Raw genomic sequence first — 11042 nt, forward strand, 5'->3', positions numbered from 1 at the left:
TCTGGTCTCGCGACATTTATCGCTGGCGCTAACCGGTTCATGGGATCTGCCGATCAGCTCCGGTCAACGAACAACAGGGACTCAGGTGCCACTCTTGTTAATTACGACCTCCAGTTGGTCTTGGAGACCTCGTTCTCAGGCAGAGATCTACTGAGCACGGTTTTACGCGCTGGCAACTTTGGTGCTTCCAGTGTCTTCGGCAGTGGCGGCCCATCCGCACTCTCTGTTTTGGAGACTGCTTATCAAGCTGATGGAGGGGCGAATGTTCTTGCAATCGATAAGCTGTTCTATTCCTTCCCCATTGGCGATTCAATCACCATCACCTCTGGGCCATTGGTGGGACAGGAAGACATGTTGGCGGTGTGGCCCAGTGCTTATTCCAGTGATCCGATTCTCGATGTGCTAACGCTCAACGGAGCACCCGGCGCTTACAACAAAAACCTGGGTGCGGGTGCAGGCATCTCGTGGTCTGATTCCAGCGGAATGCGGGCATCTGCTAACTACGTCGCTGCCAATGGTGCAACCAGTGACTCTTCTCAAGGCGGCATTGCAACAGATGCGGCCGGAGGAACCGGCACGGTTCAGCTGGGTTGGGAGGCGGAAGGTTGGAATGTCGCCGCGATCTACTCCCAGATCCAGAACGGTCATGACTTGATCGCCTACGCCACACCATTCACGCAGCAGAATTTGAGTGGAAACGGTGTTACCCACGCCTTTGGTTTGGGTGGCTCCTGGGCAACGGAAGAGAGCGGTTGGGTTCCTGCGGTCAGCGTCGGTTGGGGATTCAACAGCAGTGACACTGTCAGCAGCGGTGAGGTGAGCAGCAGTCAGTCCTGGACGGTGGGACTGGAGTGGAATGACGTGTTACTGGCGGGAAACAATGCCGGCATGGCTGTGGGTCAGCCTGTTTTTGCGACCGATTTGCGTGGTGGCGACACCCCTGCTGATGGTCAGTTCCTCTGGGAGTGGTGGTATCAGTTCCAAGTGACCGACAACATCAGCGTCACCCCGGCGGTGTTTTATCTGTCGCGACCCATGGGTGGCCTCACACCTGCTTATTCAACGTTCCAGCAACTGGGTGGTCTGATGAAGACGACATTTGTTTTCTAAGCCAAGGGGCCTTCCGATCGATTCGAGGCCAATCAAGGCTGACCACTACTCATGTGCAGCCCTGGTCATTTGCTTTGAGCTTTTGATTCTCGAGCCGCTCATTCACTAATTGTCTGAAATCACAATAATCTATTTCTTCCGTATTTTTGTCGCGCAGAATTTCCTGTGCTTCTTGCATTAAATACTTGTAAGTAGCTGCGTCAGTCGTTCTATTTGAGAGATCAATGATGTGTGCAAATGCTTCAATGTTGGTCAAGGGTAGATTGCTTCTTTGTGAAATCTAGCCACTGCTGATTCAGGCTTTGTCCTAAATTCTACTGATCGATGTTTGTATTGATCGACCTACATTTATCAGCAATGCCTCAGCAGTCTGTTTCATCCGTTGGAACGGAATTACGCTGATCTGACTCCCCGCATTGCCAGAAGGGAGTCAGTGGTGTTTTCAGCACCCAATGGTCATTGGAGGAACCATTGGATGGAGAACTCGAAGCTCAATGGTCAGCTTCTCCCTGGTAATTGATTTAGTGCTGTGATATTTGACAGTTGTGGTGACCATATGAGAGGTGGCAAGGTATTGGTGAGTGAAGCCCCGTCGCATCAGGCTGTTCTGGTTGCTGGAGCCGGAGTTGATATTCTGTTCTTTCCTTGAGACAATCCTGTCTCGGAATGTGCTAGTTCGTTGACGCGATGGACCTATGTTCTGTTCTTGCACCTGATATGTCGTCTTCATGCCAGTTGTGAGTCTTATTCGTGGAGCCCGACAGCATCAGCGCTACCTCGATGCACTTCCTTCTGTATCGCCCTATTGGTGAGCCCTACCGTTTCAGTAGCTGGGCAGGCAGATCAACATCATAGTTGTATGACTTGTGGTTTTGACAAGGAAATACAGGCAAAACGCTCAATAAGAACGCTTCAGCGTTGAAAGCGATCTACTGGACACTCAGCGAGCAAGGTGTACTAGGCATACATACATTAAGCCGATGCTTCGAATTCAGGGCGATGCGCAGCTGCTCCGCTCTCTTCTTCTCTGCGCTGAGGGAGCCAGCTCGCAGCGTATTGAGAAAGAATCTCAATTTAAGGGTCTTATTGAGAATGACTTGCAATATCGACAAGGAGCCTGTACTGTTGCGAGTAATTCTCAATCGCGATAGTTCGTGACGACCTCCGCCTACCGCTTTCTGCCTGATGATCCAGCGGCACCTTTGTCGATGCCAAGGCTTCAGACCGTTCTGCTGGACCCTGCGGGTCGTGATCAGGCCACTGTTCTTGAGGTGCTAGAGGGTGTTTGCCGGGTGTATTGCCCTTGCGAGGAAACCGAGGGAATGACTTTGGCTTTTTTGCAGTCAGGTGACAGGCTTCGCACTGATCGCATGTGCAGTGAGGGGGCTTGTGTTGAGGCACTCACGGCCCTCAAGTTTCGTCGTGATTCCGTTTCCACAGACGAATTTGGTATCGACGCAGTCAATGAGTGGACGCTGCAGCTCCTGAGAGTCCGTCATCTGGGTCAGGCAGAACAGCGGCTTCACGCTCTTCTTGCGCTTTTGGTCAACCGGCTTGGACTTCGCTGCAGCGATGCCTATCAGCTTCCCTTCCGTTTAACCCATGATCGTTTTGGCGAGTTGATTGGTGCTACCCGGGTGACCACCACCCGTCTCCTCTCGAAATGGCGTCAAGCCGATTTGATCGCCATGTCGTCTGGTGATGTCACGATGCGTATTGCACCTGATCTCATCAACGCTTCACCTCTGCAATTCTGAGGACCGTGAATTCCTTTGGTGTACTTGGCGATCTCTGCAGAGAAGCTGAATGGATGCGGCGGCGACTTCAATCTGCTAGTCGTTCTATACAGCATTGTCAGCATCCCAAGCTTAAAAATCGGCTCGTTGCAGAAATATCTTTTTACCGTGTCAGATGTTTGGCTATAAAAGACTCTCTAACTGTGATTAGTCAATCTCTTGATTCTCAATCTATGCAAAAATGTTTGTTAGAGGAATTGCTGTCTCGTTGCCTGTCAGTAGCACAGATGTCATATCACCTTTCTTAAACTGATTTTACGATTTTTGCCTGGCTTAACGTTTGCTGTTTAATTATTTATACTTTATTTTAAAAGTTCTACTCCTGTAGCTATTCCTTGCCTTCATGATTTTATTAACTTGTTGCGCTAGGCTTTTAATATAAATCGAATGAAATTCCCTTGATGAATTTGTCAAGAGGTCATTCTTTTTTCCTTATTTGCTTTTATTAAGTATAGCTTAAGATCTAATCAAAAGAATCATTTGACTGACTGCCATTCAAAGAATTAATTAAAGTTTGGCATTGGTCGTTAGAGTTTGACATGCTTGTTGGATCAGCCATACTCGAAGAGTTCATTGACCACATTGAACAGGATGACTTGGTTCGTCTCCGGTGGCTCAAACGTATCCGTGAGACAGGATTTGATCAAGCATTATCAGAGTATCGTGAGTCTTTGAATCGTCTTAGAAAGTCTTAGATAAGAATTTGTCTGGCAGAATGAGGTGGATGAGGTGTCTGGATGTAACTGATTTCACCTGCAGTTGAAACAAGCGTTAATTCGGGAGAGCGATGATTTGCGATTCTTGATTGGTGATTTCTTTTGCATGACTTTCACTATTTTCTTTGCCACATCTACTGGTAAAACTGAGGATGTAGCTGATCGACTCAAGGAGCTTCTTCCTGGAACAGAAGCGAAGGATGTTGACAACATCGACTCAATTGATGAGTTGGTTGCAGCTGACTCGTTAATTTGTTGTGTTCCAACCTGGAATACAGGCGCTGACGAAGCACGGTCAGGAACAGCTTGGGATGATCTGGTTCAGGAAATTCCTGACAAGGATTTTGCCGGTAAATCAGTCGCAATCGTAGGTCTTGGTGATTCCTCCGGTTATTCGGATTTTTTCTGTGATGCCATGGAGGAACTGTATACGGCATTTCTTCAATCTGGTGCCAAGTTGATTGGTAAGGTTTCCACAGAAGGGTATACCTATGATGACTCAAAGAGCATTATCGATGGTAAGTTCTGCGGACTTGCAATCGATGAAGACAATGAGTCGGAATTGACAGACCAACGTTTGCAGGCCTGGGTTCAGCAAATAAACGCTGAGGCCTGAACATAATTTATTACTGAACTGTATGCGCCCGAGAGGGCGCTTTTTTTATCGATGCACCCAATCTACCCGGACGTCCTTCCGTTTATTCAAATACTTGTCAATTGCCATCGCTGCAATGCATCCATCAGAGCAAGCAACAACAGCTTGTTTAAAGGGTGTATTGCGGATATCGCCGATTGCCCAGACTCCTTCGAGATCTGTCATCATGTCGCTGTTTACTCTAACTCCACCATTTGGATTGACCGGTACCTGTTCTTGTAGATAATCGGTGATGGGCAGAGAACCTGTGGAGTAGACGAAAGCACCTTGAACTTGGATTATCTGCTCTTCACAACCTCCAGATGATTGAACTTTGACAGCATTTACTCCCTGGTCATCTCCTTGTATGGAGGTGAGCCTTGTGCGCTTCCAGTGCTTTACATTTTTAGAATTGAGAAGGATTTCTACTGCTGGAGAATTTGCGTTTGGTTTATTATTGGTAATCCAATGTACTGTTGATGCAAATTTTGTGAGTACAAGTGCCTCATCAACGGCTTCATGATTTGAACCATAGACAGCTACTTCTTGGTTTTTATAAAAAGCTCCGTCACAAGTTGCACAATAACTGACCCCTTTGCCAAGAAATTCGTTCTCACCGGGAAGTGTTGATGCTCTACCCATTGCACCTGTTGCAAGAACCAATGTTTTGCCTACAAATGTTCCCTCTGGTGTATATACAGTCTTCTCTGAATCAGTCATGCCGATTCCATAAACCTGAGCCTGCTTGTATTCCGCTCCATAGTTAATTGCTTGAACTCTCATTGTTTTTAACAATTCCTCACCTGATGTGTCTCCCTCCACACCCGGATAGTTCGCAATTTTGTGAGTGATAGCAAGTGCACCAACAGCTGGATTTTTGTCCAGGATAATTGTCGATAGATTTGACCTTGCTGTATACAATGCACAAGAACAACCCGCTGGTCCTCCACCAATGATGATGACGTCGAAGGTATTCATTTGATTCATGAGTTGGTTTTACTAATACTCAGATTCTTGCAGCTATTAGGGACTTGGTTCTGATGTCGCTCAGGTACCATCCTGACAAATGATTCGATCATTTTTGCAGTTTGACTCCACTCTGTAAATGGGAAGAAATGGCGTCCGTTAGAAATTTTTTGGTAGCAGTCTCCAGGTTTTAGGCAGTGTCTCCATCTGATATCACTCTTCTCATCAACAACAAAGTCTCTTTCGCCATTAATCACCAGTATTGGAACCTCAGCTTTGTTTAGATTCGTGATTGGTTGGCTATTGACAATAGATCCATACACTAAATCATTATCTAAACATTTTGCTAACAGCCACGCCATAACATTGACACCTTTTTCAGTTTTTCTATCGACCAATAGTCGGCTTAGATGGCTTAAAATATGAAATCTTGAGCAGGGTAATTGGCTCCGCATACTCTGATAATGACTAGTCCATTGATTTGTCGAGTGAGTATCTACTGATAGCACGGAAACCGATGATATGTTGTTGGGATATTTCTGAGCAAATAAATATGCAATTGTACCGCTTATACCGTGGCCTATAAGATGAACTGGATTTGAAGAGTTTTCTATCGTCTGCCTCATTAGGCTGTGGACAACTTCAACATCACATGATTCATCAAGATCATGTTCGAATGACCATCTTTTGACTTCAAAATGTTGACCCAAGCTTTGCGCTGTTCGCTTGAAAAGGCAATACAGTGACGGCTGGAGATCGATCCAAAGTATCTGACTGGTGCTCATCTGATTTTATTTTTCTTATTTTCTGATGCTTTTGATTATGTTTTCTCTCAGAGAAGACGACTGGCTGTATTCTTTATCACATCCAGGCTTATCAAGCTTTCACCTTTGATTCAGAAGAAAGTACAACCTTTCCGTGCCTTACTTGTTCTTTGATCCGTTTAATCAATTTTTTTTCGATTGGATCGGCCTTTGATTCGTAACTCAGCATGTTCTGATAGGTTCTGTCGCTTATTTTGTTGAAACAGGACGCATTTAGATACTGATCAACCAAACTAATCTCGTTTTCCTTAAGTACTTTCATTTTGAGAAGATCCTATCGTTCCAACAATTGTCACCAAAGTTCTTCTTCGCAATCAGTCTTTACGATCAAATCCGATGTAGCATAAGCTACACACAGAAGTGAATAGCCGTCTTCCATTTGTTCATCATCAAGAAAACTTTGATCAGATTGATCAACTGTTCCTTCGATGATCTTCCCTACACAAGTGCTGCATGCTCCAGCTCTGCATGAATAACTCATATCAATCCCAGCCTGCTCTGCTGCCTCTAGAACGTATTCATCATCAGGACATTCGAAGTATTTGACTCCATCAGGCATCCTTAATTCGACCTTGAATGAGGTCATTACTCCAACTAAAATCATACAATAACTTCAATTAGTCACCTTTGCTCATATATGTATCTCGCTTGAGCATCATTGGCTACGTTCTGGATTGATGTTATCTATACACTAGTCTTGCTTATATGATGTTGGCAGGCAACATTCAATCGTTGCTTAATTGTTTCACGTGCTTTAATCTATATTATCTCTCAAATAAAGGGCTTATGTCATGAATTCAGGCTCAACATCAAGAGTTTCCCACTATTTAGGTTCTCCTAATGGTTGGCGTAAAAAACGACTGAAGATTGCAATGGCATTAAGAAGACAAGGCTGGTCGCATCGGCTTATTTCTGAATACCTGGAAGTTTCGCCTAAATCGTTAATGCGGGATATAAAATGTTTCGTAATCGACCCACAAGGGCTCAATGTGTGATGTCAGAAAGTTGATGTGTGTTAATCAACTTTCTGGACGTGAGTGAATTAACCCTGAAGAGATGCAGGTTTGTTATTTCCTTGGTCTAGCTCGTTGTCGATGAGCAATAAAGCCGCTGCTTGATTATCTGCAAACTTCACCCGTCCAAGAAGGTGCGCAAATTCGTGTTCTGACTGAGTTTGCATTTCCACCATCGGGTCGAGAAACACCGTGGTACGCGTATCGCTCACTCTCTCTGCCATTGAATACAGCTGTTGCAACGAAGCTGTGACGTCAACCTCCATTTGAAATGCGGTTGCCATCACATCTGCAGGGGATGCCCAGTTCTGCAAGGGAGCATCGACCACTTGTAGTGCAACGCTTTGCCCTCGAGCAATGATGTATTCCGCGAATTTTGCAGCATGCTCATGCTCGCTGTTGGATTCGTCTCGGAAGAATCGGGAAAATCCCCTCAACTCTCGTTCAGCAAACCAGATTGCTGCAGCGAAATAAGAGGCATGGGCTTGCCTCTCCATGTTGAGGTGGGCTTGTATCGCGCTTAGAAGCTCAGAGTCAATCGCTTCTGCAATTGCACGACCTGATGGTCCGCAAGCGATAGATGAAGCGGAGATCGAATTGTTTGTGCTCAGCATTTTTTACTTGTTGATGTCCAAATGATACGCACATGCAAGTCAAATTGCTCTCAAGGTGTGTTATTTGCACCAAGTTAAATGAGAGTCATTATCAAAAGCATCTGAAATCTTGAATTTTTTCAGTCTATTACTGAGTTCTTTAGTTCAACGCCAGCCAGCATCTGCCATTACTTTTATTGCGGTTTTCTGAGTTGCGCCTAAAGCACTAATAGAAACATTGTCTGGAATAAATTTTCCAAATGCTTTTAATTCTTTCGATGTACCTTGATTTTTTAGTGGATATTCGAAGGTTGGGCCTGCAATGAGTCGACTACCTTTTGGTGACGAAATGAACTCAATAAATTGAATTGCCTCTGCTTTGTTCTTTGCAGACATAGCAACTCCTGCTGCACTGATGTTCACATGGGCTGGATTTGGCATGACTAATTTAATATTTGATGTTACTTTCTGATCACTTTTGCCACTTGCTCCTGCCTGCATTCGTGCCAGATAGTAATGATTGACAAGGCCCACTCCGCATTTACCTTGTCCGACTGCACGAATCAGTGATACATCACCACCGAAATACGGCTGGCTTACATTTTTGATCATCCCTTTGACCCAAGTTGAGGCTGCACTTTGACCCTTCGCTATGATTTGATCGGCTACAAGTGATTGGTTGTATACGTTTTTCCTTTTGCGCAAACAGAGTTTTCCTTTTAGAACTGGATTGGCAAGATCGGAATAAGTCTTAATCGTATTTGGATCAACGACATTGGGATTTACAATTACGGCTCTAACGCGCCTTGTGAAACCAAACCATCGATTTGATGGATCCCGATAGCGTGAAGGAACATTCAATTGGAGTTGTTTCGAGGATACCGATTGCAGAAGACCAGCTTGTGCCGCATTGTTAATCCTTGCAGCATCAACCAATAGAATCACATCGGCGTTTGAATTTTTACCCTCTCGTTTAAGACGTTCCACTAGTGATATCCCTGTGGCCTCGATCAGTCTGACTTTGATCCCAGTTTCTTCACTGAATTGTTTGTAGGCAGCACGATCAGTGTTGTAATGCCGGCCTGAGTACACCCTTACTTCCTTTGCTTCCACTGAAGGTAGGGCAGCAATTGGTGCCACCAGACACAGCGCTGCAAAGAACCTACGCATGCCTCAAAACATGATTTCACCTATGCTAGGTCTGTAAGTCCAGTTGTCAGCTCTTTTTGATTGTCCGTTTCGTAGCATTTGTCAAACGCTTTTATTCCTGAGATTCTTTGACCGATGGACTTCCTGACGCATTCTCTTTTGCCTCTTCATGAAGTTCGTGACCTTCAGCAGCGCCTCAGTGCTCCCAACCTTCCCTGGCGAGATGGCCGACTGACCGCAGGAGACCAGGCTGCATTGGTGAAGAAAAACTACCAGCTCGATCCGAATGCTGAGCTCACACTTGCCATTAGCAATTGTATTTCTACAGCATTAACGAGTGACACCCTGGTCAAAAGTTTTTCACTTGTTCGTAAGGTCCATAGTTTGTTGGTTTCTAGATCAAGTGCTGGAGATTCTTATGGATGGCATGTTGATAATCCTTTCTCCCGCCATGGTCGTCGGGATTTGTCTTTCACCTGCTTTCTCAGTGATGAAGATTCCTATGAGGGCGGATCATTAATGATCCAAACTGGTGGTGAGGACACGAAGGAATTTCGCTTGCCACCTGGCCAAGTTGTTCTCTATCCATCTTCCACACTTCATTGTGTTACACCGGTTATGAGCGGTGAGCGTTATGTATGTGTCGGCTGGATTGAGAGTTATGTCAAGGCAGCTGACGACCGCTCAATGTTATTCAATATTGATGCTGGCGCCCGAGGTTTATTGGCTCGCCATGGCCGATCGGATGAACTTGATCTGATCTTTCAAAGCTACACCAATGCTGTGCGACGCTTGTCGAGTTGATTTGTAACTTTTGATAGTGTCACGTCAGTTATTTTCAGGCCCCTTTTTCTCTAGAATTAAAGCAGTTCTGTTTTTTTCAATGCCAAAGCCCTCTGCTATCTCTGTCTTTGTCGCCGCAACCTCTCTTGTCGTCGCCTCAGCAGCTGTTCCAGCCATACAAGCTCAGGATGCGGGTGGCCTTAAGGAATGGACTACAGATCAAGGTGTTGACGAAGAAAGTGTTTTAGATGCTGATGCTGCTGCACTTAAGAAAAAAGCTGAGCAGGAAGATATTTGTGTACCCATCGGTGAAGGAGAAAACTGCTGGTAAATTATGTCTTGACTTTTAGGGGGGGCTTTGCCCCCCCTTTTTTGATGAAAAAAAAGCGCCCCTATAGGGCGCTTTGATATTCTCAAATTCTGATATCAGAATTTGAATGTAGTTTGTACAAGTGCACCAAACGTGTCGTCGTCGTCGTTGGCGTAATTGTTTGTCCAGAATACAGCAGGTTTAATGCTGATGTTGTCAGTAACCTGATACTGGTACCACAATTCCAAAGCACTATTGTCGTTGTCGACATTAGCTGTGCCCTGTGTATCCGTTACGTAACTGCCGATGGATCCATAGGCAAGACCTGCCTTGTTGCCCTCAACAAATACGTCATCCCAGTTCAGTCCAACCATGTACCCGAAGGTACTAGTCGTGTCGCCATCAATTTCTCCTGCGACAGAACCGAAATCGACACCACCACTGATTGTAGGCATCGCTTTGCTATCAGCAACATAGAAACCACGAAGGCCCCATGCATTCATAGCGTTATTGACTGTCCCAATGTTGGACTGACCATCGGTTGGATAGGCGCCGGCCTCAAGACCCTTGCGAGAGTAGTGGATACCACCCCACAATTTCCGAGTTCCGTAACCCACTTGAGTTACCAGTGAACTTCCGGTGCCATCACCAAAGAGACCTCTTGCTGAATCAGCGGCATCGTTATTGGTGTAGTTGACTGCAAAGTTAAACGCTGCATCGCCTCGCTCAACATTTTGTCGCCATTGAACACCTGCACCTGCACCAGTACTTGCTCCCAGTACCGCTCCATATCCCCCCAGTTTGAATGCCTTAAGAACGGGCTTGTAACGGGTTGGAGTCTCGATCATGTAGTAGTTTTCCACCGCAGGACCAACCGTGAAGGTGAAGTCCCCAACTGGGAATGTGTACCACAGCTTATCGATTTCTACTGATGCACCCTGATCTCCTGAATCACTCAGGTGGGTAGCATTTGCTTCTGTCCAACCACCGCCGGTTGCTGACTGAAGGCGCGCGTAGAGCAGATCCTCACCTGTGAATGAGGTATTCAGATTCAGGCGATAGCGATATTGGAAAGTCAGTGCCTCCCCGACAGCAGGAGCCTGATCATCCACACTGACGCCACCGATGATGAAATCTGCAACACCCTT

General features: G+C 45.7%; 12 protein-coding genes. 5 read left to right on the top strand and 7 right to left on the bottom strand.

The genetic code is table 11. The features are described from left to right. A partial coding sequence (locus tag DXY03_RS10160) for a carbohydrate porin (RefSeq protein WP_115010329.1) occupies positions 1–1110 on the top strand: 1110 nt, incomplete at its 5' end. A gap of 49 nt (positions 1111–1159) precedes the next feature. Here DXY03_RS10160 and DXY03_RS11930 read toward each other — a convergent pair. Next, entirely contained in the window at positions 1160–1366 is a 207-nt protein-coding gene (locus tag DXY03_RS11930) for a hypothetical protein (protein ID WP_136987678.1), read from the bottom strand. A 952-nt stretch (positions 1367–2318) separates the two neighbouring features. On the opposite strand from DXY03_RS11930, the gene DXY03_RS10165 reads away from it, so the two are divergent. Continuing rightward, complete coding sequence (locus DXY03_RS10165) at positions 2319–2867, top strand: Crp/Fnr family transcriptional regulator (RefSeq protein WP_115010330.1); 549 nt, start codon at positions 2319–2321, stop codon at positions 2865–2867. 861 nt (positions 2868–3728) lie between these two features. Next, positions 3729–4238: a flavodoxin FldA gene (gene fldA / locus DXY03_RS10170; RefSeq protein ID WP_115010331.1), complete on the top strand. Its 510-nt coding sequence runs from the start codon at positions 3729–3731 to the stop codon at positions 4236–4238. Between the two features lie 45 nt (positions 4239–4283). On the opposite strand, the gene DXY03_RS10175 is transcribed toward fldA, so the two are convergent. From DXY03_RS10175 to DXY03_RS10200, 5 genes are all read right to left on the bottom strand, one after another. Next, the gene (locus DXY03_RS10175; RefSeq protein WP_115010332.1) at positions 4284–5234 is read right to left on the bottom strand and encodes an NAD(P)/FAD-dependent oxidoreductase; all 951 of its coding nucleotides are present in this window, start codon (positions 5232–5234) and stop codon (positions 4284–4286) included. A gap of 5 nt (positions 5235–5239) precedes the next feature. After that, positions 5240–6007: an alpha/beta hydrolase gene (locus tag DXY03_RS10180; RefSeq protein WP_115010322.1), complete on the bottom strand. Its 768-nt coding sequence runs from the start codon at positions 6005–6007 to the stop codon at positions 5240–5242. A gap of 331 nt (positions 6008–6338) precedes the next feature. Then, entirely contained in the window at positions 6339–6632 is a 294-nt protein-coding gene (locus DXY03_RS10190) for a 2Fe-2S iron-sulfur cluster-binding protein (RefSeq protein ID WP_170950499.1), read from the bottom strand. Between the two features lie 456 nt (positions 6633–7088). Further along, entirely contained in the window at positions 7089–7673 is a 585-nt protein-coding gene (locus DXY03_RS10195) for a ferritin (protein ID WP_115010325.1), read from the bottom strand. A 144-nt stretch (positions 7674–7817) separates the two neighbouring features. Continuing rightward, a complete protein-coding gene (locus DXY03_RS10200; RefSeq protein WP_115010326.1) occupies positions 7818–8822 on the bottom strand; it encodes an extracellular solute-binding protein in 1005 nt (334 codons plus the stop codon). Positions 8823–8936: 114 nt separating this feature from the next. On the opposite strand from DXY03_RS10200, the gene DXY03_RS10205 reads away from it, so the two are divergent. Together DXY03_RS10205 and DXY03_RS10210 are read left to right on the top strand one after the other, a co-directional pair. Then, on the top strand, positions 8937–9605 hold the full coding sequence (locus tag DXY03_RS10205) for a Fe2+-dependent dioxygenase (RefSeq protein WP_115010327.1): 669 nt from the start codon (positions 8937–8939) through the stop codon (positions 9603–9605). A gap of 16 nt (positions 9606–9621) precedes the next feature. After that, positions 9622–9915: a hypothetical protein gene (locus DXY03_RS10210; protein ID WP_371637740.1), complete on the top strand. Its 294-nt coding sequence runs from the start codon at positions 9622–9624 to the stop codon at positions 9913–9915. Between the two features lie 95 nt (positions 9916–10010). On the opposite strand, the gene DXY03_RS10215 is transcribed toward DXY03_RS10210, so the two are convergent. Beyond that, positions 10011–11042 (bottom strand): carbohydrate porin (locus tag DXY03_RS10215; protein ID WP_136987679.1); only part of this gene is annotated, 1032 nt, incomplete at its 5' end.

The sequence above is a fragment of the Synechococcus sp. N5 genome, from assembly GCF_900473925.1.
Classification (GTDB): domain Bacteria; phylum Cyanobacteriota; class Cyanobacteriia; order PCC-6307; family Cyanobiaceae; genus Parasynechococcus.

Bases quoted from the DNA above. Each gene is read 5' to 3' on its own strand.
- DXY03_RS10205 (WP_115010327.1), top strand. From the start codon at position 8,937: ATGGACTTCCTGACGCATTCTCTTTTGCCTCTTCATGAAGTTCGTGAC.
- DXY03_RS10195 (WP_115010325.1), bottom strand. From the start codon at position 7,673: ATGCTGAGCACAAACAATTCGATCTCCGCTTCATCTATCGCTTGCGGA.
- DXY03_RS10165 (WP_115010330.1), top strand. From the start codon at position 2,319: ATGCCAAGGCTTCAGACCGTTCTGCTGGACCCTGCGGGTCGTGATCAG.
- fldA (WP_115010331.1), top strand. From the start codon at position 3,729: ATGACTTTCACTATTTTCTTTGCCACATCTACTGGTAAAACTGAGGAT.
- DXY03_RS10180 (WP_115010322.1), bottom strand. From the start codon at position 6,007: ATGAGCACCAGTCAGATACTTTGGATCGATCTCCAGCCGTCACTGTAT.
- DXY03_RS10200 (WP_115010326.1), bottom strand. From the start codon at position 8,822: ATGCGTAGGTTCTTTGCAGCGCTGTGTCTGGTGGCACCAATTGCTGCC.
- DXY03_RS10190 (WP_170950499.1), bottom strand. From the start codon at position 6,632: ATGACCTCATTCAAGGTCGAATTAAGGATGCCTGATGGAGTCAAATAC.
- DXY03_RS10175 (WP_115010332.1), bottom strand. From the start codon at position 5,234: ATGAATACCTTCGACGTCATCATCATTGGTGGAGGACCAGCGGGTTGT.